29 protein-coding genes are annotated in these 24,365 nt (G+C 64.6%); 10 read left to right on the top strand and 19 right to left on the bottom strand.

Annotation, left to right across the window (positions count from 1 at the left end):
- Positions 1-72: 72 nt before the first annotated feature.
- The 6 genes from ACFE8X_RS07545 to htpX all read right to left on the bottom strand — a co-directional run bounded on the left by ACFE8X_RS07545 (position 73) and on the right by htpX (position 8,999).
- Positions 73-1,248 (bottom strand): GNAT family N-acetyltransferase, encoded by a 1,176-nt coding sequence (locus ACFE8X_RS07545; RefSeq protein WP_375450838.1) that lies wholly within the window; start codon positions 1,246-1,248, stop codon positions 73-75.
- Positions 1,245-2,597 (bottom strand): lipopolysaccharide biosynthesis protein, encoded by a 1,353-nt coding sequence (locus ACFE8X_RS07540; RefSeq protein WP_375450837.1) that lies wholly within the window; start codon positions 2,595-2,597, stop codon positions 1,245-1,247. The genes ACFE8X_RS07545 and ACFE8X_RS07540 overlap by 4 nt, the downstream gene beginning before the upstream one ends.
- A gap of 114 nt (positions 2,598-2,711) precedes the next feature.
- The gene (gene purH / locus ACFE8X_RS07535) at positions 2,712-4,295 is read right to left on the bottom strand and encodes a bifunctional phosphoribosylaminoimidazolecarboxamide formyltransferase/IMP cyclohydrolase (protein ID WP_375450836.1); all 1,584 of its coding nucleotides are present in this window, start codon (positions 4,293-4,295) and stop codon (positions 2,712-2,714) included.
- A 567-nt stretch (positions 4,296-4,862) separates the two neighbouring features.
- The gene (locus ACFE8X_RS07530) at positions 4,863-6,506 is read right to left on the bottom strand and encodes a heparinase II/III family protein (RefSeq protein ID WP_375450835.1); all 1,644 of its coding nucleotides are present in this window, start codon (positions 6,504-6,506) and stop codon (positions 4,863-4,865) included.
- A 147-nt stretch (positions 6,507-6,653) separates the two neighbouring features.
- Positions 6,654-7,949 carry an RsmB/NOP family class I SAM-dependent RNA methyltransferase gene (locus ACFE8X_RS07525; RefSeq protein WP_375450834.1) on the bottom strand — a complete coding sequence of 432 codons (1,296 nt, stop codon included), beginning with the start codon at positions 7,947-7,949 and terminating at the stop codon, positions 6,654-6,656.
- A 57-nt stretch (positions 7,950-8,006) separates the two neighbouring features.
- Complete coding sequence (gene htpX / locus ACFE8X_RS07520) at positions 8,007-8,999, bottom strand: zinc metalloprotease HtpX (RefSeq protein WP_375450833.1); 993 nt, start codon at positions 8,997-8,999, stop codon at positions 8,007-8,009.
- A 95-nt stretch (positions 9,000-9,094) separates the two neighbouring features.
- On the opposite strand from htpX, the gene ACFE8X_RS07515 reads away from it, so the two are divergent.
- Positions 9,095-9,292 carry a DUF1674 domain-containing protein gene (locus tag ACFE8X_RS07515; protein ID WP_375450832.1) on the top strand — a complete coding sequence of 66 codons (198 nt, stop codon included), beginning with the start codon at positions 9,095-9,097 and terminating at the stop codon, positions 9,290-9,292.
- Here ACFE8X_RS07515 and ACFE8X_RS07510 read toward each other — a convergent pair.
- The 7 genes from ACFE8X_RS07510 to ccmA are packed head-to-tail and all read right to left on the bottom strand — an operon-like array spanning position 9,289 to position 12,649.
- Positions 9,289-9,591: a type II toxin-antitoxin system RelE/ParE family toxin gene (locus ACFE8X_RS07510; protein ID WP_375450831.1), complete on the bottom strand. Its 303-nt coding sequence runs from the start codon at positions 9,589-9,591 to the stop codon at positions 9,289-9,291. The genes ACFE8X_RS07515 and ACFE8X_RS07510 overlap by 4 nt on opposite strands.
- Positions 9,588-9,860: a type II toxin-antitoxin system ParD family antitoxin gene (locus ACFE8X_RS07505; RefSeq protein WP_375450830.1), complete on the bottom strand. Its 273-nt coding sequence runs from the start codon at positions 9,858-9,860 to the stop codon at positions 9,588-9,590. Before ACFE8X_RS07505 ends, ACFE8X_RS07510 begins: the two co-directional genes overlap by 4 nt.
- Positions 9,861-9,910: 50 nt before the next feature.
- Entirely contained in the window at positions 9,911-10,444 is a 534-nt protein-coding gene (locus ACFE8X_RS07500; protein ID WP_375450829.1) for a DsbE family thiol:disulfide interchange protein, read from the bottom strand.
- On the bottom strand, positions 10,444-10,608 hold the full coding sequence (gene ccmD, locus ACFE8X_RS07495) for a heme exporter protein CcmD (RefSeq protein WP_375450828.1): 165 nt from the start codon (positions 10,606-10,608) through the stop codon (positions 10,444-10,446). The genes ACFE8X_RS07500 and ccmD overlap by 1 nt, the downstream gene beginning before the upstream one ends.
- Positions 10,605-11,369 carry a heme ABC transporter permease gene (locus ACFE8X_RS07490; RefSeq protein ID WP_375450827.1) on the bottom strand — a complete coding sequence of 255 codons (765 nt, stop codon included), beginning with the start codon at positions 11,367-11,369 and terminating at the stop codon, positions 10,605-10,607. The genes ccmD and ACFE8X_RS07490 overlap by 4 nt, the downstream gene beginning before the upstream one ends.
- A 12-nt stretch (positions 11,370-11,381) precedes the next feature.
- Positions 11,382-12,047 (bottom strand): heme exporter protein CcmB, encoded by a 666-nt coding sequence (gene ccmB, locus ACFE8X_RS07485; RefSeq protein ID WP_375450826.1) that lies wholly within the window; start codon positions 12,045-12,047, stop codon positions 11,382-11,384.
- Complete coding sequence (ccmA, locus tag ACFE8X_RS07480) at positions 12,044-12,649, bottom strand: heme ABC exporter ATP-binding protein CcmA (RefSeq protein WP_375450854.1); 606 nt, start codon at positions 12,647-12,649, stop codon at positions 12,044-12,046. Before ccmA ends, ccmB begins: the two co-directional genes overlap by 4 nt.
- Before the next feature lie 188 nt (positions 12,650-12,837).
- On the opposite strand from ccmA, the gene acnA reads away from it, so the two are divergent.
- Positions 12,838-15,510: an aconitate hydratase AcnA gene (gene acnA, locus ACFE8X_RS07475; protein ID WP_375450825.1), complete on the top strand. Its 2,673-nt coding sequence runs from the start codon at positions 12,838-12,840 to the stop codon at positions 15,508-15,510.
- 53 nt (positions 15,511-15,563) lie between these two features.
- Here the strand turns inward: acnA and ACFE8X_RS07470 are convergent, their stop codons facing one another.
- Entirely contained in the window at positions 15,564-16,295 is a 732-nt protein-coding gene (locus ACFE8X_RS07470) for a hypothetical protein (RefSeq protein ID WP_375450824.1), read from the bottom strand.
- Positions 16,296-16,531: 236 nt separating this feature from the next.
- Here ACFE8X_RS07470 and ACFE8X_RS07465 point away from each other — a divergent pair, with 236 nt between their 5' ends.
- Together ACFE8X_RS07465 and ACFE8X_RS07460 are read left to right on the top strand one after the other, a co-directional pair.
- Positions 16,532-17,275: a DUF1223 domain-containing protein gene (locus ACFE8X_RS07465; RefSeq protein WP_375450823.1), complete on the top strand. Its 744-nt coding sequence runs from the start codon at positions 16,532-16,534 to the stop codon at positions 17,273-17,275.
- Positions 17,276-17,546: 271 nt separating this feature from the next.
- On the top strand, positions 17,547-17,954 hold the full coding sequence (locus ACFE8X_RS07460) for a DUF2794 domain-containing protein (RefSeq protein ID WP_375450822.1): 408 nt from the start codon (positions 17,547-17,549) through the stop codon (positions 17,952-17,954).
- Here the strand turns inward: ACFE8X_RS07460 and ACFE8X_RS07455 are convergent, their stop codons facing one another.
- The 4 genes from ACFE8X_RS07455 to ACFE8X_RS07440 form a co-directional block, all read right to left on the bottom strand.
- Positions 17,955-18,236 (bottom strand): BrnA antitoxin family protein, encoded by a 282-nt coding sequence (locus ACFE8X_RS07455; RefSeq protein WP_375450821.1) that lies wholly within the window; start codon positions 18,234-18,236, stop codon positions 17,955-17,957.
- Positions 18,226-18,489: a BrnT family toxin gene (locus tag ACFE8X_RS07450; RefSeq protein WP_375450820.1), complete on the bottom strand. Its 264-nt coding sequence runs from the start codon at positions 18,487-18,489 to the stop codon at positions 18,226-18,228. The genes ACFE8X_RS07455 and ACFE8X_RS07450 overlap by 11 nt, the downstream gene beginning before the upstream one ends.
- A gap of 46 nt (positions 18,490-18,535) precedes the next feature.
- Positions 18,536-19,033, bottom strand: coding sequence for a GNAT family N-acetyltransferase (locus ACFE8X_RS07445; protein ID WP_375450819.1), 498 nt, complete (start codon positions 19,031-19,033; stop codon positions 18,536-18,538).
- Between the two features lie 90 nt (positions 19,034-19,123).
- On the bottom strand, positions 19,124-19,894 hold the full coding sequence (locus ACFE8X_RS07440; protein ID WP_375450818.1) for a Bax inhibitor-1/YccA family protein: 771 nt from the start codon (positions 19,892-19,894) through the stop codon (positions 19,124-19,126).
- 211 nt (positions 19,895-20,105) lie between these two features.
- On the opposite strand from ACFE8X_RS07440, the gene thpR reads away from it, so the two are divergent.
- The 6 genes from thpR (at position 20,106) to ACFE8X_RS07410 (ending at position 24,075) form a co-directional block, all read left to right on the top strand.
- Positions 20,106-20,645, top strand: a complete 540-nt coding sequence (gene thpR / locus ACFE8X_RS07435; RefSeq protein WP_375450817.1) for an RNA 2',3'-cyclic phosphodiesterase — start codon at positions 20,106-20,108, stop codon at positions 20,643-20,645.
- Between the two features lie 213 nt (positions 20,646-20,858).
- Entirely contained in the window at positions 20,859-21,401 is a 543-nt protein-coding gene (locus ACFE8X_RS07430) for an invasion associated locus B family protein (protein ID WP_375450816.1), read from the top strand.
- A gap of 154 nt (positions 21,402-21,555) precedes the next feature.
- Positions 21,556-22,059 (top strand): invasion associated locus B family protein, encoded by a 504-nt coding sequence (locus ACFE8X_RS07425; RefSeq protein ID WP_375450815.1) that lies wholly within the window; start codon positions 21,556-21,558, stop codon positions 22,057-22,059.
- Between the two features lie 3 nt (positions 22,060-22,062).
- Positions 22,063-22,284, top strand: a complete 222-nt coding sequence (locus ACFE8X_RS07420; protein WP_375450814.1) for an amino acid transporter — start codon at positions 22,063-22,065, stop codon at positions 22,282-22,284.
- A 200-nt stretch (positions 22,285-22,484) separates the two neighbouring features.
- A complete protein-coding gene (rlmN, locus tag ACFE8X_RS07415) occupies positions 22,485-23,687 on the top strand; it encodes a 23S rRNA (adenine(2503)-C(2))-methyltransferase RlmN (protein WP_375450813.1) in 1,203 nt (400 codons plus the stop codon).
- A gap of 1 nt (position 23,688) precedes the next feature.
- Complete coding sequence (locus tag ACFE8X_RS07410) at positions 23,689-24,075, top strand: restriction endonuclease (protein WP_375450812.1); 387 nt, start codon at positions 23,689-23,691, stop codon at positions 24,073-24,075.
- Positions 24,076-24,084: 9 nt separating this feature from the next.
- Here the strand turns inward: ACFE8X_RS07410 and ACFE8X_RS07405 are convergent, their stop codons facing one another.
- Positions 24,085-24,243, bottom strand: coding sequence for a YqaE/Pmp3 family membrane protein (locus tag ACFE8X_RS07405; protein WP_299732027.1), 159 nt, complete (start codon positions 24,241-24,243; stop codon positions 24,085-24,087).
- Positions 24,244-24,365: the final 122 nt, after the last annotated feature.

The raw sequence follows: 24,365 nt of genomic DNA, 5'->3' as shown, positions 1-24,365 counted from the left end.
GAGCCGTTCTAAGCCGGGGCGCCATGAGGGTCAAGCACGAACCGTACTCATGGGTACGCTTGCCGTTCGCCCTTAACGGCGCAGCAGCCGACGGGCAAAGGTCTGGCGCACGGCGTCGGGCAGTCGGTAGTAGCCCCAGCGCAGCAGCGGGCGCAGCTTTTGCTGGAACAGGACGGCGTGCACGCGCCCCTTGAGGGTCAAAGCCAAGACATAGTCGGCAACGGCGATATCGCGATCACACCAGATGGCTTTGTTTTCGCTGGCGGGAGGGAACAGGTCCACCATGGCCCCACCCCGGGTTCGCACGCTGGCAAGCGTCAAATTCATCAGCAGCTTGCCGGGGGAGTATTGTGCCAGGCTTTCCTCGTAGGCGCTGAGATAGGAAAAAAACGTGCCGCGATGCTCAAAGCCAAGCCGGATCGCCGCGGTGGCGCCGTTGAGCCGAAGTTGGAAGACCAGTGCGCCTGGAACATGTTCGGCCAGATCGAGCAGGCAGGCATTGGCGGCAGGGTCCAGAAAGGTCGTCGACATGGCGCCGCGCTGGATCAGCCATTCGCGCTTGAGGTGGAGCCCGCCGGCCAAGGCCTGTCGGGCCGGCAGCCCACCGCTGAGGATGTCAAAGCGGAGTTCGCCATTGCCCTCGAGTTGGCGGCGGCGGGCGCGCAGCTTCTTGCCCAGGCCGCGTGAGCGCTCGCGCACGAAGCTGTCGTGATCGGGGAAGCGCGCAAGATCAACGAAGGGGGCGACGCGGGCATTGCCGGGCTTCAGCCCTCGGGCCGCAACCAGGCGATGCAGGGTGGAGTCGGCACGGATGCCGTCGAGCGCGACGGCATCGACCCGGGCGTCGCGCAGGGATTGCACAATGGCGGCGAAACAGCTTGCGTCGGCCGGCCGGTCCGCAAGGGCATCGGCGTATTGGGCAATGGGATAGCCGGTGACCCGCGCGATGCGGACACCCATCGTGGTCGTGATGCAGAGCGGCAGGACGAGCCCGAGGTCGTCGCCGTCATAGAGCATGACGACGTGCAAGGCCGTGCCGGATCCAACCAGGTAGTTGCGCGCCCAGATCATGGTGTGGGCATGGCTCTGGAACAGGCATTGCGCGGCGGCGCGGCTTTCCAGGGCGCGCCAGGCCGGGCCAGCGGCGTCCAGCGCCGCCATGTCGGCAAGCACAAGCGCGCGCAATGGCCCGGCAGCGCCACGGGTGGCCGGCGCAGGGGCCAGGGCCGCCAGGCTGGCGCCGGTCACGGACGCACCGCCGAGGGCTGGCGCGCCAGGCGCAAGACGCCAAAGATCGTCGGATCGATGCCGATGCGCGCCACGCAATAAAGGCCGATGGCCAATTGCGTGGCGATACGGACCATCATGTTGGCGGCGGCGGCACCGAGCAGGCCGTAGGCCGGAATGATCGCGACCTGGGCGAGCAGCCCGAGTCCGGTGGCGACGCCGGCGATGGCAACATAGGCGCGCTCATGGCCAGTCATCATCATGGTGGTGCGCGACGAGCCCGTGCCGGCATCAAACAGCAGGCCGAAACTGAGCAGCAGCAGGACGCCCCAGCCATCGGCATAGCCAGGGCCGAAGATGGCCAGCACGCGATCCCCGAACAGGGCGAAGACGGCAAAGGCGCCAAGCGAGAAGGCAAAGCCCGACCACGCCGATACGGTGGTGATAGCCTGGGCCTTGCGCCGGTCCCCGGCGCGAAAATAGCCCGACAGCAGCGGCGCTATGACCAGCGTGGCCGCATAGGTGAACAGGGTCATCAGACCGGCGGTGCGCGAGGCATTGAAATAGGTCGCCGCCGCGTCGGGTGGCAGTTGCAGGCCAACGAGCAGCGTATCGGCGTTGAGCGCGACGGCATCGATCACCGCGCCATAAAGGAACCAGCGGCTGAGCTGGCCACGTTGGCGCCAGAAAGCCTGCACGCCGCGCAGAGCCGGGACCAGCTGACGGCCTTGTCGGCGGGCAAGCAGGCTTTGCCCGGCCAGCGCAACCAGCAGGACGCCGGCGGCGAGCAGCAGCGCCTGGGGTCCGGTCAGGGCAATGCCGTACCCGGCCAGCAGCAGGACCGCCAGCGGCAGAGCGGTGCGCCACAGCAGATCGCGCGGCACCAGCGCGGTCCACAGCGAACCCTGCGCCCGCAATGCCGAGGATTGATATTCGGCCAGCGCCAGCGGCAGGATCAGCACGGCACAGGCGTAAAGATGCAGCACGCCATCGGTGATCGGCGTCACGGCTGCACCGATGGCCGCAGTAACGATCAGCAGGATGGCCGTGGCGAGCGAGGCAAGGATGGTGAGGCTGGCGCCGGAGCGGATCGCGGCGGCGGCCCGATCAGGATGGCCTGCCGCAATCTCCTCGGGCCATAAGCGCAGAATGGCGGTCTGCTGGCCCAGCCCGGCAAGGACGGCAAGGACCGTGGCAAGCGACAGGCCGATGGCGAAGGTGCCATATTCAAGCCCGCTCATGGTGCGCGAGAGCACGACATAGGCAATGTAGGTCAGACCGGCCGTGGCCACCTTGATCAGGAGGGACGACAGCGAGCGGGTCATTCCCGTCCGCAGCAGCGATGACAGATCGGCGGGAATGATGAGCATGCGAGCCTCGGGCGCGGCTGTACCCTGCGGCCAGACCGAGGCAACACTGCCAGATGCAGATCAAGAATGTCTTACTGCCGGCATTACAAATCGGTAACCTGCGGGGGCGTCCGATCAATGGCGGAAGTGGCGCATGCCGGTCACCACCATGGCGATGCCGGCGGCGTCGGCGGCGGCGATGACCTTGTCGTCGTTGACCGAGCCGCCCGGCTGGATCACCGCGGTGGCCCCGGCGGCCACCAGGGCCTCAAGAGCGTCGGGGAACGGGAAGAAGGCGTCGGACGCGACGACCGAGCCCTGGGTCAGCGCCCCGGTGATGCCGGCGGCCTCGGCGGCGTCGATGGACTTGCGATGGGCGACGCGGGCGGAATCAACCCGCGACATCTGCCCGGCGCCGATGCCGACGGTGGCCCCGTCCTTGACGTAGATGATGGCGTTGGACTTGACGTGCTTGGCGACCTTGGCCGCGAGGCGCAGATCGGCCATCTGGGCGTCAGTCGGCTGCTTGGTGGTGACGACCTTGAGATCATTGTCGTCGACATTGCGGTTGTCGCGGGTCTGGACCAAAAGGCCGCCCGCGACGGAGCGGACGGTTAGCCCATCGGCCTTGGGATCTGCCAGGCCTCCGGTCAGCAGCAGGCGCAGGTTCTTCTTGGCGGCGATAACGGCCTCGGCCTCGGGCGCCGCCGACGGGGCGACGATGACCTCGGTAAAGACCTTGACGATCTCGGTGGCGGTGGCGGCGTCGAGCTCGCGATTGAGCGCGACGATGCCGCCAAAGGCCGAAACCGGATCAGTGCGCAGCGCCTTCCTGTAGGCGGTGAGCAGGTCACCGGCGAGCGCCACGCCACAGGGATTGGCATGCTTGATGATGGCGACGGCGGCGGTCTGGGCGGGATCGAACTCGCAGACCAGCTCGAAGGCGGCGTCGGTATCGTTGATATTGTTGTAGCTCAGGGTCTTGCCCTGGATCTTGCGGGCGGTGGCGACGCCGGGGCGGGGATCGCCATTGCTGTAAAAGCCGGCCCATTGGTGGGGGTTTTCGCCATAGCGCATGACTTCGCGCAGCGAGCCCGCGAAGGCGCGGTAGGGGATTTCGGGATAGTCGAGTTCGCGCGCGAACCAGGTCGAAATGGCGCTGTCATAGGCGGCGGTGCGGGCATAGGCCTTGGCGGCAAGCTTCTGGCGCATCTCGTAAGGCACGCCGCCGGTTTGCGCGATGGCGTCGAGGATCGCCGGATAATCGGCGGGATCGACGGCGACGGTGACGAAAGCATGGTTCTTGGCGGCCGAGCGGGTCATGGCCGGGCCACCGATATCGATGTTCTCGATGATGTCGTGGTAGGACGCGCCCGAGGCAATGGTTTGTTCGAACGGATAAAGATTGGACGCCAGCAGGTCGATCGGGCCGATCTCGTGGGCCTGCAGCGCGGCCTGGTGCTCGGGATTGTCGCGCACCGCCAGCAGGCCGCCATGCACCTTGGGATGCAGCGTCTTGACCCGGCCATCCATCATTTCGGGAAAGCCGGTGAGGTCGGCAATCTCGCGGACCGGCAGGCAGGCCTCGCTGATCAGCTTGTGCGTGCCGCCGGTCGAGACCAGCTCGATGCCCGCATCGGCAAGGCCGCGGGCGAAATCGGCCATGCCGGTCTTGTCGAACACCGAGAGCAGGGCACGGGTGATCTTGACGGTTTGCATGGCTTTGCCTCGGGCCGGACTGATGGGCGCTGGCTAGCACGAAGCGGGAGGCAGGGGAACGGGGAAAGGGCATGAGACCCTTGGCACCCCCACGCTCCTCCCACTGGAAAGGGACCTTTCAAAAGGGACATTGCTGGGCCGGGGGCTTCGCCTGTCTCCACCCTTGATCCCTCCCTCCACAAGAGGAGAAAGATGATGAGCACGCCTATCTCCCTCATCTAACAGCTCTCATGTCCCCATCCCCATCTTTCCCCACTGTCTCCTTATAAGAAAGTTAATTTACACTTTCTTATAAGGAATAGCACGGAGCGTGAGAGGGGGCGAGGACGATGGTGGGTGAAGCTTCAGACACCAGTCGAAGTTGAACACTTTCCCGTAATGAGAGGGTGGGGGGAAGGCTCGTGGGACGGAGTGAACGGAGAAGGTTCCACCCTAGTGAAGAGTAACCCCCGCCCTCCTCCCCCTGTTAGGGGGAGGGGACAGCTCCACTCTTGGGACGCGATGCCGTTCAACCGCACTGGCCGGCCTCCCTCAGCGGGTGAGTCGGGTATGCCACGCACTCGACGTCTAGCTTTGCTCCAGCGTGAAAATCCAGGCCACTTCAACCCCCGGACTGACCTCGGTTTCCAGCACCAGCTGGCGGGTCTTGGCGAAGCCGACATAGGAGGATTGGCGTACGCTGTCTTCCTCGTGGAACTCGGCGCCTTCCCACAGAAAGCTCCAGACGGCGCCGTTGGGCAGCACCAGGCGCACGATGCTTTCGCCGCGATTGCGGCGGATGATGACGCCGGGCGCCAGGTGGAAGCGGACGGCCAGAAGGCCCTGGCGCAGCGTGCCATTGGCCAGCATGCGGTCCTGTCCCACCAGGGTGGTCCCGCCCGACAGCAGGGTCAGGCGGCGTTCCAGATCGACGCCGAAGCGCTGGGCATAACCCGAATGGGTGATGGTCAGGAGATGATCGGCCCCGTCCAGGGTCATCCGGGGTCGTGGGCCGGCTTGGGTCAACCGGTTGGCGGTGGCGCCCGCCGTGGCGACGGGCTGGGCATCATGGGCGTCGATGGTGGCCGTGGAATGGGCAATGCCCTGGCGGAACAGGGATTTGCTGGCGGCCAGATCGGCCGGGGCGGGGCCGCAACTGCCCAGGATCAATTCGGTGCCGTGGCTGAATTCGAAGGCCAGGGCGCTGGAATGCGCATCGCCGGCCAGATCGAGCGGCGGCACGAGGCCGCTATCGGCGACCAGCACGGCCTCCCCGGTGCGCAGGATGCCGTAACCGCCCAGCAGGGCGCTCTTGCGCTTGCGGGTCGAGCCATTGGCCTGCACGGCGATCAGCACGTCGTGGGGCAATTGCCCGCAGCCGTTGAAATAGACCGGCTCCCCAGAGCCCAGGGTCAGGGCATCGAGGCTCTCATGCATGCGCTCGACCTGGGCGGACAGCTCGACGCTGGCCTCGGACTTGTGCTGGGCCAGGGCCCGGCGGATGCTGGCCAGCTCGACCAGCAATTGCAACTGCAGGCGCGGATTGCGCGAAAGATGCAGGCCGCTGGTATCCAGTTGGGCATCGAGCAGCAGGTCGAGCCGCTCCACGTAGCGGTCGATGTCGCGCTTGTCGCCTTGCTCGCAGAGCTCCGCGCCGACCAGGGCAATGGCAGCGAACAGCGCCTCGACCGGATCGCCCAGCAGGCGACGGCGCACCTTGAGGCTCTGGATCTGGGTGCGGAGCGCGCGCTGGATGGTGCGGGCCTGTTCGGCATTGGCGCCATCGAGCAGCAAGGTTAGGTGGCGCAGCCAATTGAGGATGCGCTGGGCGCAGAGCGCGGGCGCCCAGCTGCGGCGCTCGAAGCGGCCATTGCGCCCGATCCAGTCGAGCACCAGGGTGCGGGCGAACTGGCGCTCGCCGGCATCGTGCAGGTCGCGGAAATGGCGCAGCCAGGAAAAGCCGTGCAGGTTCCAGGACCAGTCGGCATGATCGATTTCCAAGGCAAAGGGAGAGGCGCCGCCGCTTTCGACCAGCTTGGAGGCCAAAAGATAGCGGCCCGCCATCATTTCGCGCACCGCCTCGCGATCGCTGGGGCGAAATTCGGGCAGGTCGCCGGCAAAGGCATCGTCGGCCAGCCCGCGCCAGGTCCAGCGCAGGGCCGGCAGGGTTACGACAAAATCGGCAAGACCCAACGCCAGGCGGCGCGCGCCAAAACGGGCTTTATCCAGCATCAGGAGCGTCCCGCCTGCTGCGCCGCGGACGTGGGAATGTGTGTCGTCATGGCGTACAACGGCCCGTTCTCGTTCCCATTGGCGGCGTTCAGGATAGCATCGCGCATGGGCGCTGTCCGCACTCGCGGACGCTATCCCCCGTTGCGTTCAACGCCGCCGGAAGCGCGCAACGAAAAACCCGTCCATGCTGCCGTCCAGATTATTGGGCCGCATGCCCGGATGCGTGCGCACCAGGCCGGTCGGCTGCACGGCCTGCTCGAGCCCGGGCAGTTCAGCCTTGCCGACGGGTAGCAGGTCAAGGCCCGGCAGGGTATCGAGCGCCCATTGGACCTGCTTTTCGCCTTCGGCGGGCTCGAGCGAGCAGACGCAATAGATCAGCACCCCCTCGGGTTTGAGGCAGCGCAGGGCATTGATCAGCAAGGCGCGCTGCAGGCGGACGCGGCCATCCACATCGGCGGCCGAGCGATGCCAGATCACTTCGGGATGCCGGCGAAAGGTGCCGGTGGCCGAACAGGGCGCATCGAGCAGGACGCCATCGTAGAGCGTTGGGGGAGCATAGGTGCCGGCATCGGCGGTGACGATGTCGGCGGTGTAGCGCAGCCGCGCCAGGTTTTCGCGCAGGCGCTCGATGCGCCTGGCGTCGTTGTCGAGCGCAGTGACGGCGTAGCCGGCCTTGATCAGTTGCGCAGTCTTGCCGCCAGGGGCAGCGCAGAGGTCGAGCACGCGGGCGCCGGGGGGCAGGCCAAGCAGGCGGGCGGGAATGGCGGAGGCCGCATCCTGCACCCACCACTGGCCCTCTCCATAGCCGGGCAGGGCTTCGACCGCGCGATCGCGGGTGTCGAGACGAACCGTGTCGGCAATGACCGGGGTGGCGGCCAGGGCAGCGACCAGGTCGGGATCGGCGGACTTGAGCGTCAAATCGAGCGGCGCGCCCTCGAGCAGGGCCTGGGTGAAGGGAACGATATTGTCTTCGCCATAGGCCTTGAGCCAGGTATCGCCGAAGGTGTCGGGGATCAGCAGATACTCGTCGAGCAGGCCGAACTTGGCCGAATTGGCTTGTGCGGTGCGCAGGACGGCATTCATCAGGCCCGAGAGATGGCGCGCCTTGGGGTCGCGCTTTATTGCCTCGACGGCCAGGAACAGGGCGCTGTGGGCACCCAGATCGGGCAGGAAGACCAGTTGGGCCAGGCTCAAGCGCAGCACGGCTTCAAAGGTGCCGGACTTGGCCGGCAGGCCCTTGTCGAGCAGCCCATGGAGCATGAAATTGAGCTGGCCCTGGCGGCGCAGCGCGGTGGTGATCAGCCGGTTGGCCAGTGCGCGGTCGCGGCCATCGGCCAGATCGCTTGCAGACAGGGGCACGAAATTGTCGCCATTGAGCACGGCGCGCAGGCGCTGGGCGGCGAGGAGGCGCAGGGATAGTCCCGCCGGTACAGGTTTAGCCAAAAGGCACTCGTTTTCGCAGCATGATCATATGTTAGAGCCGGCGTCCGCCGCTGGGGATCATGCTGACTGACCCCATGGACCCCGTTGTCCGCCATCCTCGTCGGTTCGCCCGACAGTCGGCACGCGCCAGCCGCCGCCGCTGACCGGCGCGCTGTCGCGCGGCGCGGGGCGGGGCTGAGGCCTGCGGCCCTTATCGTCCACACTCATCTCGCCCGCAAGCTGGCGCAGGGCATTAATGCGATTGGCAGTATCGGGATGGGTGGAAAAGAGGCTGTCCATGGCCCGGCCGGACAGGGGATTGATGATATACAGATGGGCCATGGCGGGGCTGCGCTCGGCCGCCACGTTGACATTGCGCCCGGCGGCATTGGCAATTTTCTGCAAGGCGGAGGCGAGCGCCAGCGGATCGCCGGAAATCTCGGCGCCATCCCGGTCGGCCTCGTATTCGCGGGTGCGGCTGACCGCCATCTGCACCAGCATGGCGGCGAGCGGGGCCAGGATCAGCATCAAGATGCCGCCGAACGGGCCCAGCGGGCTGTTGCGATTGTTGCCGCCGCCAAAAAAGAAGCCGAACTGCGCCAGCATGCCGATGGCGCCGGCAAACGTCGCGGTGATGGTCATGGTCAGGGTATCGCGCGAGCGGATGTGGGCCAGCTCGTGGGCGATGACGCCGGCGACTTCGCGGGTTTCCAGATGGCGGAGGAGGCCGCTCGAGACGGCGACGGCGGCATGGTCGGGGTCGCGGCCGGTGGCAAAGGCGTTGGGCTGGTCGGTGTCGATGACATAGACCTTCGGAGTGGGAATGCCGGCGCGTTTGGCGAGGGTGTCGACCATGGCGTAGAGCTCGGGCACGCGCGAACGCTCGACCGGCTGGGCATTTTGCAGGCGCAGGACGAGCTGGTCGGAATTCCAGTAGCCAATCAGATTGGTGAGCAGGGCGATACCGAAGGCGATCAGCATGCCGCCGGTGCCGCCAATGAAATAGCCCACCGCCATGAAGATCGCGGTCAGGGCCGCGAGCAGGACGGTGGTGCGAAAGGCATTGAACATGGGGGCCTCGACAAACGGGTGGGACAGGCAAATATGTCGTGCAGCCTGCGGGTGCGCGCAAGTGAGATGACACAAGTGTAATGAATGGGGCCCAAATGGCCGATCGATCTGAAGAGATACCGCGTCGCAAGTTGACCCCGGCAGCAGCGCGGGCGCTGGCGGAGGCCGAAGCGCGGCGGCGCGCGATCGATGCGAAGGCTGTCGAAGTGCCCAGGGAAACCGGCGGCCGCGGCGGGCTCGAGCCGGCGCGCTATGGCGACTGGGAGATCAAGGGGCTGACGAGCGATTTTTAGGCGAGATCGTCGTTTAGCGACCATCCCTTGAGTTTTGCCATGTGGATGATCCGTTCCACGACGATGGCCTGGTCGGACGGCGTATAAAAGATCACGTGGCTGCCATAGCCGTGGCGCCGCAAACTGGTCCCGATTTGGCCAGCCGAGCGTCCGATCATCGGGTTGGCTGCCAGCAAGGCGACAGTGGCCAGCAATCCGGCCTGATAGCGCCGCGCGCCCGGCACGCCGAACTGGTCATTGCCATAAAGCACGATCTCGACGATGTCGCCGACCGCTTGGGAACTGAGCTTGTAGCTCAAGCCACGCGCGCGTGGCGCGTCGTCCAGAGCTGGTGCGCTTCCTCGAATACTGTTTCGAGTGTCTTGTCGCTGGTGCCCCCCGCCCGCGCCTCGGCGATCATGTCGCGCAGGTCCTCGAGCGTCAGGGGGTGATCGGGATCCTTGAGCTCGCGATCGAGGCGGACAGCATGACGGATATAGTCGCTGGCCGATGCGAACTCGCCCTTGCGCACCAGATCCTCGATCCAGGCTGCCACGGCATCCGGCATTGAAATTGTCACTTCGGCCATTCCGCATCTCCGATGTCGGGCCCTATCGTAACAAAGGCCACGGCCGATTGCTATCCGCGTGCCCGGGCGATGGCGGGCACCAGTTCGTTGTCGACGGTTTGCGGCGTCAGGGGGCCGGTGACCTTGAAGGTGATCACCCCACCGGCATTGACGACGAAGGTTTCGGGGACGCCATAGACGCCCCAGTCGATGGAGACGCGGCGGTCGCGGTCGGCGCCGACGGCGTCATAGGGATTGCCCAGTTCGTGGAGGAAGGCCCTGGCGTTTTCGGGGGCGTCGTTCTGGTTGATGCCGAAAAGACGCACCTTGGCGACGTCCTTGACGGCGGTCAGCAGGGGATGTTCGGCGCGGCAGGGAATGCACCAGCTGGCAAAGACGTTGACGACCGTGACCTCGCCCCTGAGTGCGGCCGTGTCGAAGCCGGGCACGCCCAAAGCTTCGACTGCGGCCAGGGCGAACTGAGGGGCGGGCTTGTCGATCAGCACCGAGCGGACCAGGCTCGGATCGCGGTCGATGGAGAAGGCGAACACGGCAATCAGGCCGACCAACGCCAATAGCGGCAGGGCAAAGAGCGCAAGGCGCATCAGCGGGCGGAGCGGCGGCGAATACCGCTCGCTTCGATTGCGGCAATGCGGCGGGCGGTGCGCCGCGCTTCGCGCAGGGTCCAGCCGATCAGGGCGGCAACGGCCAGGATGACGCCGATATAGGCGCAGATGATGAAGACGGCGTGCGGGCCCAGATCAATCATGGCGAGACTTTCGCCTGGGCGGCCTGGCGCTCCAGCGCGGCCAGGCGGCGATGGGCAATTTCGGTGTGCATGGCTTTGAGGTGCAGGGTCAGAAACAGCACCGTGAAAGCGATGGTCATGACCAGCAAGGGCGTCAGAATGGAGGGGGGCATATGCGGGCCGCCGGCGGTAAAGACGCTGGCGGGCTGATGCAGGGTGCTCCACCAATCCACCGAGAACTTGACGATGGGGATATTGATGGCGCCGACCAGGGTAAAGACGGCGATGACGCGGGCGGCGCGCAATTGATCCTCGAACGCGCGCCAGAGGGCGATGATGCCCAGATAAATCAAGAGCAGCACCAGGGTCGAGGTCATGCGCCCGTCCCATTCCCAGAACGTGCCCCAGGTCGGTCGGCCCCAGAGCGAGCCGGTGAACAGGGCCAGGGCGGTGAAGGTCGCGCCCAGGGGGGCGGCGGCCTTCATGGCGACATCGGCCATGGGGTGGCGCCAGACCAGCGAGCCCAGCGCCGAGACGGCCATGACGCCATAAACGAACTGGCTGAGCCAGGCGGTGGGCACGTGCACATACATGATGCGCACGGTATCGCCCATCTGGTAGTCGGCGGGCGAATTGAACAAGGCGAACCAGAGGCCAAGCGCGAACAGCACCGCGGTCAGGATGCTCAGCGGCCAGAGCCAGGGCCGGCTCAGCGCCACGAACTGGCCAGGATGAGCCAGGCGGGTCCACAGGTTTGGCTTTGGCGCGGTGTCGATGGTCATGGCCGCATCGATCTAGTCCTCGCCCGCGCTTATCGCAAGAGCGGCGGCGAAGGGCGCAAGGGCCAGGGTGATGAGGCTGATTGCCGCAAGAAACAGCAGGGCAGACCCCGACAGGTCCGGTCCCGGGCCGGTGGAAATGGCGCCGACGCCAAAGATCAGCACGGGCACGGCCAGCGGCAGGATCAGCACCGGGGCGATCAGCCCGCCGCCCCGGATGGATACGGTTACCGCGGCCCCAATGGTGCCGAGCGCAGCCAAGGCCGGGGTGCCCACGAGCAGCGACAGCACCACGCGCCAGAAGGCGACGCCGTCCAGCGCCAGCATCACTGCCAGCAGCGGGCTGGCCAGGATCAGCGGCATGGCGCAAACGATCCAGTGCGCGATCACTTTTGCGGCAACGGTGGCGACAAACGGCAGCTCGGCATGGCGCAACAAAACCAGCGTGCCATCCTCGTGGTCGGCACGGAACAGGCGGTCGAGCCCCAGCAGCATGGCCAGGAACGCCGCGATCCAGACTACGCCGGGCGCCAGGCGCGCCAGTTGCGCCCGGTCGGGGCCGATGGCGAAGGGTACGACCACGCCGATCATGACAAAGAACAGCACCAGGGTCAGCACATCGCCGCCACCGCGCAGGGCCAGCTTGAGTTCGCGGACGATGACGACCCCGAAGGCAGTCATCGCAGGCCCGCCATGACCAGGGTTTCGACGCTGTTGGGATCGGTGGGCGTGATCGGGTCGTGCGTGGCGGCGACCACGAGGCCGCCGGCTGCCAGATGCGCATCGATCAGCGCGCCGACCAGCTCGTGGCCATTGCTGTCGAGCGCGGCGGTGGGCTCGTCGAGCAGCCAGAGCGGGCGGGCGCTGACCAGCAGGCGCGCCAGCGCCAGGCGGCGGCCCTGGCCGGCCGACAGGTAACCGGCGTCAAGCCCGCCCAGCTCGTCGAGACCGACGGTCTGCAAGGCCTCTGCCAGCGAGGTGCCGGTCGGCCCGTTGAGCGCGGCCCAGAACGCCAGGTTTTCCAGCACCGACAGGCGGGGCTTGATGGCGTTGCGATGGCCGCAATAGTGCAGCAGCGGGCGATCCTCCGGGGCCGGCGACAATGCGAAGCTGCCCCCGAGCGGGGCAACGATGCCGGCCAGCGTCAACAGCAGCGTCGACTTGCCGACGCCATTGGGGCCGCGCAGCAGCAGGCATTTGCCATTGGCGAGCTCGAACTGCAGCGCATCGGCGAGCACCAGCCCGCCGCGGCCGACAGCCAGCGCGTGCGCATGAAGGGCCAGGGAGCCAAAGACTTGCCGTGGTGTCATGACCCCTTCTCGTATTGAAGCCAAGGTCGGACTGGCAAGGGCATTCTTTGTTCTTTATAAGCCCAATAGATTGGAGTCATTCCAGAAAAGGCGCCACCAACCATGGCGCCGAGGGCGATCGACGCCCTCCCGGCAGCAACGCGAATGACAGGGCGGGAAACATGGCCTCTTTGAACAGCTTCAAGTCGAAACGCACCCTTGCGGTGGGCGGCAAGACCTATACTTATTTCTCCATTCCCGAGGCCGAAAAGAACGGCTTGGCGGGCGTTTCGGCGCTGCCCGGATCGATGAAGGTGGTGCTGGAGAACCTCCTGCGCTTCGAGGACGATCGCACGGTGACGCGGGCCGATATCCTGGCGGTCGCCGAATGGCTCAAGAGCCGCACCTCCGAGCAGGAGATTTCCTACCGCCCCGCCCGCGTGCTGATGCAGGACTTCACCGGCGTTCCGGCCGTGGTGGATCTGGCGGCGATGCGCGACGCCACCAAGGCGCTGGGTGCCGATGCGCAAAAGATCAATCCGCTGGTGCCGGTCGATCTCGTCATCGACCATTCGGTGATGGTGGACAGCTTTGGCACGGCCGCGGCGTTCGGGCAGAACGTCGAGCTTGAATATGAGCGCAATGGCGAGCGCTATGAATTTCTGCGCTGGGGCCAGAAGGCGTTCGACAATTTCCGCGTGGTGCCACCCGGCACCGGCATCTGCCATCAGGTGAACCTGGAATACCTGGCGCAGACGGTGTGGATCCGCGAGGAGGACGGCGAAACCATCGCCTATCCCGACACGCTGGTGGGCACCGATTCGCATACCACCATGGTCAATGGCTTGGCCGTTTTGGGCTGGGGCGTCGGCGGCATCGAGGCGGAGGCGGCCATGCTGGGCCAGCCGATCACCATGATGATCCCCGAAGTCGTCGGCTTCAAGATGACCGGCAAGATCCGCGAAGGCATCACGGCCACCGATCTGGTGCTGACGGTCACCGAAATGCTGCGCAAGAAGGGCGTGGTCGGCAAGTTCGTGGAATTCTACGGGCCGGGCCTCGATTACCTGTCGCTCGAAGACCAGGCGACCATTGCCAATATGGCGCCCGAATATGGCGCGACCTGCGGCTATTTCCCCGTCGATGCCGACACATTGCAATATCTGCGCACTTCGGGCCGCGATCCGCATCGGGTGGAACTGGTCGAGGCCTATAGCAAGGCGCAGGGCATGTTCCGCGACTCCAGTTCGCCCGATCCGGTATTTTCGTCGACGCTGGAGCTTGACCTCACCACCGTCGTGCCCTCGATCTCGGGGCCGAAGCGCCCGCAGGACCGCATCGCGCTGGATACTGCCAAGGCGGCATTCGCGGCGGCGCTGCCCAAGGAATTCGGCAAGACCGATGATGTGCGCGTCCCGGTCGAGGGCGCCGAGTACACGATCGGGCATGGCGACGTGGTGATCGCGGCGATCACCTCCTGCACCAATACCTCCAATCCATCGGTGCTGGTCGCCGCCGGTCTCGTCGCGCGCAAGGCGCGGGCGCTGGGGCTGGACCGCAAGCCCTGGGTCAAGACCTCGCTGGCGCCCGGCTCGCAGGTGGTGACCGATTATCTGGATTCGGCCGGGCTGTCGGCCGATCTCGATGCCATCGGCTTTAACCTCGTGGGTTATGGCTGCACCACCTGCATCGGCAATTCGGGGCCGCTGCCGCTGGAAATCTCCAAGGCGGTGCAGGCGGGGGATATCGTTGCCGCTTCGGTATTGTCGGGTAACCGCAATTTCGAAGGCCGGGTGAACTCCGACGTCAAGGCGAACTTCCTGGCTTCCCCGCCGCTGGTGGTGGCCTATGCGCTGGCCGGCTCGATGAAGATCGATATCACCAAGGACCCGATCGGCACCGGCAGCAATGGCCAGCCGGTTTATCTCAAGGATATCTGGCCCACCAATGCGGAAGTTGCCGAGATCGTGCGCATGCATGTGACCCGGGAGATGTTCCAGGGCCGCTATTCGGATGTGTTCAAGGGCGATACGCATTGGCAGGGCATCGCCACGACCGACAGCGAAACCTATGGCTGGAATTCGGGCTCGACCTATGTGCAGAACCCACCCTATTTCGAGGGCATGACCACAAAGCCCAAGCCGATCACCGATGTCGAGAATGCGCGGGTGCTGGCGCTGTTTCTGGATTCGATCACCACCGACCATATTTCGCCGGCCGGCTCGTTCAAGGCCACGACCCCGGCCGGCAAATACCTCGAGGAGCGCCAGGTGGCGCCGCGCGATTTCAACTCCTACGGCGCCCGTCGCGGCAATCACCAGGTGATGATGCGCGGCACTTTCGCCAATATCCGCATCAAGAACCAGATGCTGGCTGGCGTCGAGGGCGGGTACACCCGCGGCCCGGACGGCTCGCAAATGGCGATCTACGATGCCGCCATGGCCTTCCAAGCCGAGGGGACACCGCTGGTGGTGTTCGCCGGCAAGGAATACGGCACCGGCTCGTCGCGCGACTGGGCGGCCAAGGGCACGAACCTGCTTGGCGTGCGGGCGGTGATTGCCCAGAGCTTCGAGCGCATTCACCGCTCCAACCTTGTGGGCATGGGGGTCATTCCGCTGCAGTTCAAGGATGGGGAAAGCTGGCAGACGCTGGGGCTGGACGGCACCGAGACGGTGTCGATCGCGGGTGTCAACGCCATCGTGCCGCGCTCGAAGGTCACGGTGCAGATCACCCGCGCCGACGGCACCCGCCTCGATGTGGAAACCCTGTGCCGGATCGATACCGCGATCGAGCTGGACTACTACAAGCATGGCGGCATCTTGCAATACGTGCTGCGCAGCCTGGTTGCCGCTTGAGGCAATCGGCATCCCGATAATTGAAAATGGCGGCCAGCGGCCGCCATTTTGCTTCAGGGCGTCTGCGCGTAACCCAGCCGGCGCAGTGCGCTCATGGCGCTGGGATGGCCGGCGGCGGCGCGCTCCCGCAAGACCGCAAGAAATTGCTCGACCCCATCGCCCGATCGCTGGGCCAGGTCGAAGGCGCGCGCATAGTCCACGTCGACGCAGGGCTTGCCCATGAAGATGCCCCCGAAATAGATGCTGGCGGCCAGCGACATGTCGCGCTTGCTGCGCTCGGCATTGGCGATGATCCCCGCGCAGCTGAGCGCTGCCGCGCCAGTGGGCGAGGCGCCCGGATTGGTCACGCGGGCGACCATCTGTTCCAGCGTCGTCGCTCCCCGATCAAGACTGAACGGCACGGCGCGGCGTCCCGCAAGGCCCAATGGATCGCCTGGCAGCTGCTGGACAATGCCGCCTTGATAGAGGCGGTCCGGCTCGCATTCCCAATCGCCGCCGCGCGTCCGGGTCACGGGATTGTAGGTGTTCGCGCCATAGGCAAAGCACATATTGCCGTCTTCACGCTTCCAGCGTCCCTTGAGGATCACGCTATTGCCGGGGTACCAGAGATAAGTCGTGCCGTCCGCCGCCACATATTCGATCTGCGTGCCATGCCCGGGGCTGCGCGACATGTTCGTCGTGCCCCCCGCGCCCGCGGCCAAGGCCGGGCCTGCGCCCAGCACGGTCAGCAGCAGCAACCAGAGCACGGCTGTTACCGGCACTGCTTGTTTGATACGGTTTTGCATCCATAATCCCCCAAATTCCTTGTCCGCCCACCAGAGCAGAACCGCCAGGACCAGGCAAATGCCATCGTGCCAAAGGTTTAACGCGCCGAGCCGATGCCGTGTCCCGGGGGCGAAGGGGGCCATTAACTTCCCTGTCGAAGCGGTTTTCTGCGGGCAGGGTGGCGGAAACCAAGCCCGGCAATTGACCATCTCACCCTCTTTTGACTGGCGAGATCGCGCCGGGCTGACTTACAACCATGCCCATGATCGCACCTCGCCTGCTTGGCCCCCTTTCCGCTCTTGCCGCCCTTGTTGCCACGCTCGCCCCGGCGACGGCGGAGACCTGGCGGCTTCATCCCAAGGCGGTGGTGGAATTGTTCACCAGCCAGGGGTGCTCGTCGTGCCCGCCAGCCGATGCGCTGCTGTCGAGCCTGGCGGGGGAAGACGATGTCATCGCGCTCGCCTATCACGTGGATTATTGGGATTATGTGGGCTGGCCCGATACGTTCGGCAGTCCCGACAATTCGGACCTGCAGCGCTCCTATGCGAAGGGCTGGAATTCCTCGCGCATCTATACGCCCCAGATGGTGATCAACGGCACCAAGGACGTGGTGGGTTCGCGTCGCGGCGAAGTGCAGAGCGCCCTTCAAGAGGCGCGGCTGGACCTGCCGGTGCAGATCACCGTCGCCAACCAGATGCTCAAGATCGCGGTGCCGGCACGCTCCGGGGACAAGGACGCGGTGGTGTGGCTGGTGACGTACCGCGACCGGGCGGAGGTCGCTATCGCGGGCGGCGAGAATGCCGGCAAGACCATGGTCTATACCCAGGTGGTGACCAGGCGGCAATTGCTGGGCATGTGGGAAGCGGCCACCGGCGCCCAGCTCAAGCTGCCGCTCGACGAGGTGCTGGACCAAGACAGCAGCGGCGTCGCCGTCCTGGTGCAGCAGGACGCCAACGGGCTGCCCGGCCCGATCGTCGGCGCGGCTGCCTTCGAGCGCTGAGCCGACTGACACCCTACCAAAAACAAGCTCCCGCTCCTGGGGGAGGAACGAGAGCGTGCTTGACTAGGGTCAATGGAGGCGACAGGCAACCGGGCTTCAGGTTTTGGGGGCTCATTCAGCCCGGCTACCCATCAATGCACTATGGCCCGCCATTCGGGCGGCGGCGGGGACGCATTGTGACCGAAATGGGGAATTTTCACCCGATTGCCCCGGTATATCGCAAAGCGCTTGCCAGGCTGGGCAAATGCCGCAATCATGACGGCCACATGACATGGAGGCCAGGGACTTGGCGCAAGGCCCAAACCCGGATCGCGACACTGTTACCCTGTCGCTGGTGCATGAAGGCGGGCCTGTCGCGCCGCTGTCGCCGAGCAAGGTGCCCAATATCGTGGCGTTCGATCGGCGTGAACTGACTACGATCCTCAATGTCTATGGCCGCAAGGTCGGGCAGGGTGAATGGCGCGACTATGCCATGGATTTCCTGCGCGACCGGGCGGTGTTCTCGATCTACGCCCGGGTCTCCGAGCGGCCGCTGTTCATCGTGGAAAAGACCCCCAAGATGCGCAACAAGCAGGGGCAGTTTTCGGTCACCAACCAGCAAGGCCGCATCCTCAAGCGCGGCCATGAACTGGCCCAGGTGCTGCGCGTGCTTGATCCCAAGCTGGCGGTGGTGGGGTAGTCAGGCAGATTTCTTGATCGCTTGAGCCAGAACCTCACCCATCCGCGTCTGCCAGCCCGGACCTGTCGCCTTGTAGGCAGCAAGAATATCAGGATCGAGGCGCATCGTTACCGGCACTTTGGTGCGCTCGGCCGGAGGACGTCCGAGGGGTTTGGGCGGTACCAGACCAAGCTCGGCAAAAACCTCGAGCGCCGGACGCAGGCCCGCAATTTCTGCGTCAGTTAGCGGGGCAACGGGATCGTAATCCTTTGGTGGTGGGAATAATTTCCGCTCAGATGCCATAGCGTTTAGCCTCCTTTTCATGCACGAACCTGACACTAACGATCCGCAACTTTGGGCCGCGCGGGGTAAACGCGACGCACATGGATTGACCATCAATCCGACCAAAGGCACGAAAACGGACTTCGCCGTATTCGTACCGCTGATCCAGGCGTATCACGGAAGTGTCCCAGTCAAATTGCAGAACAATCTCGAATCCAACGCCATGCTTGACATAATTGATGCCATTCTTGCCCTCGTCCCACTCATAGTCCATGCGTCACCTGAATTAATGTACGTACATTAAGTGGTAAGTGCAAGGTTCAAAGCGCCCGTTGCATATGCACCACATCCAGCCACCGATCGAACTTGAGGCCAAGCGCTGCGTGGTGGCCTACGGTCACGAAGCCGAATTTTTCGTGCAGGGCGACGGAAGCGGCGGACTCGGCGGTGATGACGGCGATCATCTGCTTGAAGCCGAAGCTCTGGCTGCGGGCGATCAGTTCGGCAAGCAGGGTCCGGCCGAGGCCCTGGCCGATCGCATCGGGGTGGAGATAGATGGAATCCTCGCAGGTGAAGCGATAGGCCGGGCGTGGCCGATAGGTCGAGGCATAGGCGTAGCCGATCAGGGCGCCCGCCCGTTCGGCGATCACCACAGGATGGCCGTCCTCCAGCATGTGGCCGAACTTTTCGGCAATGTCGGTGGGCCCCGGCGCGTCCAGATCGAAGGTGGCGGTGGAGTGATCGACATAGTGCTTGTAGATGGCAGTGATGGCGGGGACATCGCCCCAGGCGAAGGAGCGCAGCGTAAGTTCAGGCATGGACGACTACCGGCAAAAACAAAAGGACCGCGGTCCTTGTAGACCGCGGCCCGATTTGTCGTCCAACCAAATTGCGGGTTGGCGATCCTGCTAGTTGCGGTTGCCGAACAGGCGCAGCAGCATCATGAACAGGTTGATGAAATCGAGGTAGAGCGACAGCGCGCCCATGATGGCATTCTTGGCCATCACGTCCATGCCATGCGCCTCGCTGTAGCTTTCCTTGATCTTCTGGGTGTCATAGGCGGTCAAGGCCACGAAGATCAGCACGCCAACAGCCGAGATGATGAAATCCATCATGCCCGATTGCAGGAAGATATTTACCACCGAAGCAATGATCAGGCCGATCAGGCCCATGATCGCAAAGTTGCCGACCGAGGTCAGGTCGCGCTTGGTGGTGTAGCCGTAAAGGCTCATCGCGCCAAAGGTGGCGGCGGTGATGAAGAACACCTTGGCGATCGAAGCGCCGGTATAGACCAAAAAGATCGACGACAGCGACAGGCCCATGACTGCGGCAAAGGCCCAGAACACGAGCTGGGCGGTGCCGACGCTCATCTTGTTGATGCCAAAGCTCAGCACCATTACGAAAGCCAGCGGCGCCAGCATCACGACCCATTGCAGCGGGCTGCCGTAGATCAGGGCACCGAACTGGGTGACCAGCTGCCCATTGGCGAGCTGGCCCACGGCAGCGTCGGGATTGGTGGTCAGCGCGGCGGCATTGGTGAAATAGGCGACAAGGCCGGTCACGACCAGGCCAATCCCCATGTAATTGTAGACACGCAGCATGTAGCTGCGCAGGCCCTCGTCAATGGCAGCGGCCGAGCCGGCCCGCGCATTGAGGGTCTGGCGGTCATATTCAGCCATGGTCGATATCCTTTCCCTAACAATCGAATGCGGATTTTGCTTCCGCCGGAGGCATTTCCTGCCACTTGGCGTGGAATATGGATGCAGGCTCCGATTTTTACAAGGCCGCTCCTTGGGCCGTGACAATAAGCGCTGTTCGGGAAAATTGCTTATGCTAGGCTTTGGCGGTGAATCGCGCGTGTTTGGTTTCTTCTTTAAAGAGGAGGGTTGCTTGCCCCGGCTCTTTACCGGCCTCGAAATCCCCCCCGAAGTGGCGCTGGCCCTGTCGTTCAAGCGTGGTGGCCTGACCGGCGCCCGCTGGATCGATCCGGACAATTACCACATTACCCTGCGCTTCATCGGCGATGTCGACAACGGCACGGCCAATGACGTAGCCGATAGTCTGGACCGGCTCAGCCATTCGCTGTCGTTCCAGGTGCGTCTGACGCATCTGGCGAGCTTTGGCGGCAATAGCCCGCGCGCGCTTTATGCCGGGGTTGAGCTCAACGAAACCCTGACCCGGCTGCAGGCCGCGCAGGAGCGGGTGCTGCAGCGGGCGGGGCTGGAGCCCGAGGGGCGCAAATTCGTGCCGCATGTGTCGCTGGCTCGGCTGCGCGGATCAAGTTCGCTGGACCTGGCGGGTTTTCTGGCGCAGGCGGGGCGGTTCGAGCCGCTGAGCTTTCCCGTGGGGCGCTTCGTGTTGTTTTCCAGCAAGGATTCGGTGGGCGGGGGGCCCTATGTGGTCGAACAGAGCTATCCGCTGGCGGCATGATGGGCAAAATCGGTCACGATCACGTAGCTGTTAGCAAAACGTTAACCATAGCGGCGCAAACGCTGGTCATGGCCGAACGCCGCGCCAAAATGCCGTCATGATTGACTCGCATTGGGAAGTTTAAATCAAATGCGGCGGCGTTTGACCGATGAGAGCCAGGTTTGCGGGAGCGGGCTTTCGGAACGGCAAGACACAACAGAGGATGGATTGGCGATGACGACGAAGACCGGGACCAAAAAGACCGGCGGCCTTGTCCTTGGGCTGGCGATGGCCGCACTCATGAGCCTGTCTCCCGCCGCCCAGGCGCAGCAGGCCGCAGCGACCGAATTGGGCACCTTCAATGGCTGGACCGCCTGGCAGGCGAGCGATGCCAGCGGGATCATCTGCTATATTTCGGCAACGCCGCAGTCCAGCGAGCCATCGGGCGCCAATCGCGATCCCATTCACTTCATGATCATCCACCGCAAGGGGATGGGCACCAAAAACGAGGTGCAGACTATTATCGGCTACCCCTACAATGCCAGCGACGCCAAGGCGAGCGCGGCGGTGGACGGCAAGGTCTATCCCATGGTGGTGGAAGGTTCGGCCGGCTGGCTAGCCTCGACGGGGGACGAAAGCGGGTTCGTGACGGCGTTCAAGGCCGGCAGCAATCTGAGCGTCAAGGGCACCAGCCAGCGCGGCACCAATACCACCGATACCTATTCGCTGTCCGGCGCCACGGCCGCGATGAAGGCCATCGACGCCGCCTGCGCCTGAGCCATTTCAGCCGTGCACGGCCTGACGTCAAGCGATAGCAGCTTTGCTCTTGCCGAACGGCGTCCGGCAGTTTGCGATTGCCCGCACTGTGCAAAGGCCATAATTGGGCGGGGGCGCTCTCGGGCGTTCCGCCGATAAACCACAAGGCCGATCGATGTTCCTACGCGTCCCGCTTTTCGCTTTGATGGCCAGCATGGGCATGGCCGGTGCGGCAATGGCCCAAAACGTGCGCCTCCTGGGCGATCATCGGGACTGGTCATCCTATGCGGCGTCGGACGGCACCGGGGCCCTGTGCTTTGCCCTGACCAAGCCCAGCGCCGTCACGCCCACGCCCGATGGCTATAGCCAGGGCACGCTCTACATCACCAATCGTCCCGGCGAAAACATCGCCAACGAGTTCAACCTCGTGGCGGGGTTTGCCTTCCAGCCCGACAGCACCGCCACGCTCAATGTGAGCGGGCAGGTATTCAACCTGTTCACCCAGAACGATGCCGCCTGGCTCGACGATCCTGGCCAGAGCGATGCGCTGGCCAGCGCCATCAGGGCGGGATCGACCATGGTGGTCGAAGGCACGTCGGCGGCCGGCATCAAGATCACCGAAACCTTCTCGCTTTCGGGCGCCACCGCCGCCTCGCAATCCATCGGCGCGGAATGCTGAGTCTTGAGCACGCTGGTTCGCAATGAGCAGCGCAAGCTGACCGCGACTTACATGAACGGAATTGCCATCGCCATGCTCGGCGTCGGCGGCTTTGCACCATTGGCTGCTTTGGTGCAGGCGGGAACGGTTTCGTTCGCCATTGCTCTGTTCGTGGCCGGTTGTATATTGGGCAGCGCGTCATTACATTCGCTGGCAAGACACCATTTGCGGAGTCTGGAAGAGTGAACAACTTGAGCTTCCTCGTTTCCATAAGCGTTTTTTTTCTTGGCGTCGCGGCAATTGCCTATTGGACCACGACACTTGATCGTCCCAAGCGCGAGCGCCAATCGCCTGGCGAATAGCGGCCAGGCTGGCGTCAGTTTTGCGCCGGCAGCCGCACTGTGCTATTGGCCGCGCCAATCCCGTATTTCCCGGACCTGTTCGTCATGAGCATTGCTCTTAACCTTGATCATGCCTGCGCCGTGCGCCCGGCGGCCCTTGGGCGCCCGTCGCTGATCGGGCTGGGCAAGCCGGCGCTGGCCGAAGCGCTGGTGGGCGCGGGCATTGCCGAGCGCGAGGCCAAGATGCGAGCCAGCCAGGTGTGGAACTGGCTCTATGTCAATGGCGTCACCGATTTTGGCCAGATGAGCAATGTGGCCAAGCCGGTACGCCAGCTCCTGGCCGACCGCTTCGTGCTGGACCGGCCCGAGATCGTTTCCGAACAGGTCTCGAGCGACGGTACGCGCAAATGGCTGTTCCGGTTTCGCGATCCGGCCAATCCCAATTATCCGCCGGTCGAAGTCGAGACCGTTTATATTCCCGAGGAAGATCGCGGCACGCTGTGCGTGTCGTCCCAGGTGGGGTGCACGCTGACCTGCTCGTTCTGCCATACCGGCACGCAGCGCCTGGTGCGCAATCTGAGCGCGGGGGAAATCCTGGGCCAGGTTTTGATGGCGCGCGAGCGGCTGGGCGATTTTCCCGGCGGCGTGCGTCCTAACGATGGCGGCCTGGTGCCCGGCGGCGAGAGCCGCGCCATCACCAATGTGGTGATGATGGGCATGGGCGAGCCGCTTTATAATTACGAGAACGTCAAGCAGGCGCTGCTGATCGCCCAGGCCGGGGACGGCATGAGCATTTCGCGGCGCCGCATCACCCTATCGACCTCAGGCGTGGTGCCGTTCATCGAGCCGACCGGGCGCGAAATCGATGTGATGCTGGCCATTTCGCTCCATGCCGTCAATGACGATCTGCGCGACGTCTTGGTGCCGATCAACAAGAAGTATCCGCTGGCCGCATTGCTCGAGGCCTGCCGCAATTATCCCGGCCTGTCCAATGCGCGGCGCATTACCTTTGAATATGTGATGCTGGACGGGATCAATGACAGCGATGCCGATGCGCGCGAACTGGTGCGCCTGCTCGCCAACATCCCCGCCAAGATCAACCTGATCCCCTTCAATCCCTGGCCGGGCAGCAATTACGGCACTTCGCCCTCGGCGCGGATCGAGCGCTTTGCCGATATCGTCAACAAGGCCGGCTATGCCAGCCCGGTGCGCACCCCGCGCGGCCGCGATATCTTTGCCGCCTGCGGCCAGCTCAAGAGCGAGACCGAACGGCTGAGCAAGCGGGACCGCGAAGCGTTGGCGGGATAGGATGGGACGGCCATCGCAGCGCCGGATCGAGGCAGCCATCGCGGCCGCAGAAGCCGCTGCCGCTCGCCTCGTGCCCGATATCTGCCCGTTGTGCCGGCGGCCCATTCCGCACCAGGCCAAATCGAGCCGCCACCATCTGGTGCCGCGCCTCAAGGGCGGCACGCATCTGGGCACGGTGCGCCTGCACCAGATCTGCCACAGCGCGATCCATGCCCGGTTTTCGGAAACCGAACTCGCCGGCACGCTGAGCGATGTCGTGGCGCTCCGTTCGGATCCCGAATTGGCCGCCTTCATCGCCTGGGTGCGGACCAAGCCGCCGAGCTTTCACGCGCCGACCCGCATGACGCAGCAGCGCCGTGAACAGCGGGCCAACGCGCGGTTCTCCTGAGCGCTTCGGCTAATCGCGGGTGATGACCCAGATCGCGTGGATCAGCCCGGGGAAATATCCCAACAAAGTCAGCAGGATATTGAGCCAAAACTGCAAGCCGATGCCGACCTGGAGGAACACCCCTACAGGCGGGATAATGACGGAAAGAATGATGCGCAGTACGTCCATGATTTGCCCCCTTGTTGCGGAGGGGCAAACGAGTAGCGGCGCGATATGTTCCTACCGCCGCCCCTCGGCCAACAGGATCGTCGCGGCGGAGAGGTTAAACTGTCACCAATGGGTATAGCACA

This window comes from uncultured Devosia sp. (genome assembly GCF_964244875.1).
In the GTDB taxonomy this organism is placed as follows: domain Bacteria; phylum Pseudomonadota; class Alphaproteobacteria; order Rhizobiales; family Devosiaceae; genus Devosia.
This window is presented reverse-complemented; position numbering and strand designations above follow the sequence as displayed.

What these genes read in the sequence shown, in the direction of transcription:
- ACFE8X_RS07410 (WP_375450812.1), top strand. Translation starts at nt 23,689, where the DNA reads ATGGGACGGCCATCGCAGCGCCGGATCGAGGCAGCCATCGCGGCCGCA.
- ACFE8X_RS07470 (WP_375450824.1), bottom strand. Translation starts at nt 16,295, where the DNA reads ATGCAAAACCGTATCAAACAAGCAGTGCCGGTAACAGCCGTGCTCTGG.
- ACFE8X_RS07490 (WP_375450827.1), bottom strand. Translation starts at nt 11,369, where the DNA reads ATGACCATCGACACCGCGCCAAAGCCAAACCTGTGGACCCGCCTGGCT.
- rlmN (WP_375450813.1), top strand. Translation starts at nt 22,485, where the DNA reads ATGAGCATTGCTCTTAACCTTGATCATGCCTGCGCCGTGCGCCCGGCG.
- ccmD (WP_375450828.1), bottom strand. Translation starts at nt 10,608, where the DNA reads ATGATTGATCTGGGCCCGCACGCCGTCTTCATCATCTGCGCCTATATC.
- ccmB (WP_375450826.1), bottom strand. Translation starts at nt 12,047, where the DNA reads ATGACTGCCTTCGGGGTCGTCATCGTCCGCGAACTCAAGCTGGCCCTG.
- ACFE8X_RS07450 (WP_375450820.1), bottom strand. Translation starts at nt 18,489, where the DNA reads ATGGACTATGAGTGGGACGAGGGCAAGAATGGCATCAATTATGTCAAG.
- acnA (WP_375450825.1), top strand. Translation starts at nt 12,838, where the DNA reads ATGGCCTCTTTGAACAGCTTCAAGTCGAAACGCACCCTTGCGGTGGGC.
- htpX (WP_375450833.1), bottom strand. Translation starts at nt 8,999, where the DNA reads ATGTTCAATGCCTTTCGCACCACCGTCCTGCTCGCGGCCCTGACCGCG.
- ACFE8X_RS07425 (WP_375450815.1), top strand. Translation starts at nt 21,556, where the DNA reads ATGTTCCTACGCGTCCCGCTTTTCGCTTTGATGGCCAGCATGGGCATG.
- ACFE8X_RS07540 (WP_375450837.1), bottom strand. Translation starts at nt 2,597, where the DNA reads ATGCTCATCATTCCCGCCGATCTGTCATCGCTGCTGCGGACGGGAATG.
- ACFE8X_RS07430 (WP_375450816.1), top strand. Translation starts at nt 20,859, where the DNA reads ATGACGACGAAGACCGGGACCAAAAAGACCGGCGGCCTTGTCCTTGGG.
- ACFE8X_RS07505 (WP_375450830.1), bottom strand. Translation starts at nt 9,860, where the DNA reads ATGGCCGAAGTGACAATTTCAATGCCGGATGCCGTGGCAGCCTGGATC.
- ACFE8X_RS07445 (WP_375450819.1), bottom strand. Translation starts at nt 19,033, where the DNA reads ATGCCTGAACTTACGCTGCGCTCCTTCGCCTGGGGCGATGTCCCCGCC.
- ACFE8X_RS07515 (WP_375450832.1), top strand. Translation starts at nt 9,095, where the DNA reads ATGGCCGATCGATCTGAAGAGATACCGCGTCGCAAGTTGACCCCGGCA.
- ACFE8X_RS07440 (WP_375450818.1), bottom strand. Translation starts at nt 19,894, where the DNA reads ATGGCTGAATATGACCGCCAGACCCTCAATGCGCGGGCCGGCTCGGCC.
- ACFE8X_RS07460 (WP_375450822.1), top strand. Translation starts at nt 17,547, where the DNA reads ATGGAGGCCAGGGACTTGGCGCAAGGCCCAAACCCGGATCGCGACACT.
- ACFE8X_RS07455 (WP_375450821.1), bottom strand. Translation starts at nt 18,236, where the DNA reads ATGGCATCTGAGCGGAAATTATTCCCACCACCAAAGGATTACGATCCC.
- purH (WP_375450836.1), bottom strand. Translation starts at nt 4,295, where the DNA reads ATGCAAACCGTCAAGATCACCCGTGCCCTGCTCTCGGTGTTCGACAAG.
- ACFE8X_RS07405 (WP_299732027.1), bottom strand. Translation starts at nt 24,243, where the DNA reads ATGGACGTACTGCGCATCATTCTTTCCGTCATTATCCCGCCTGTAGGG.
- ACFE8X_RS07530 (WP_375450835.1), bottom strand. Translation starts at nt 6,506, where the DNA reads ATGCTGGATAAAGCCCGTTTTGGCGCGCGCCGCCTGGCGTTGGGTCTT.
- ACFE8X_RS07465 (WP_375450823.1), top strand. Translation starts at nt 16,532, where the DNA reads ATGCCCATGATCGCACCTCGCCTGCTTGGCCCCCTTTCCGCTCTTGCC.
- ACFE8X_RS07500 (WP_375450829.1), bottom strand. Translation starts at nt 10,444, where the DNA reads ATGCGCCTTGCGCTCTTTGCCCTGCCGCTATTGGCGTTGGTCGGCCTG.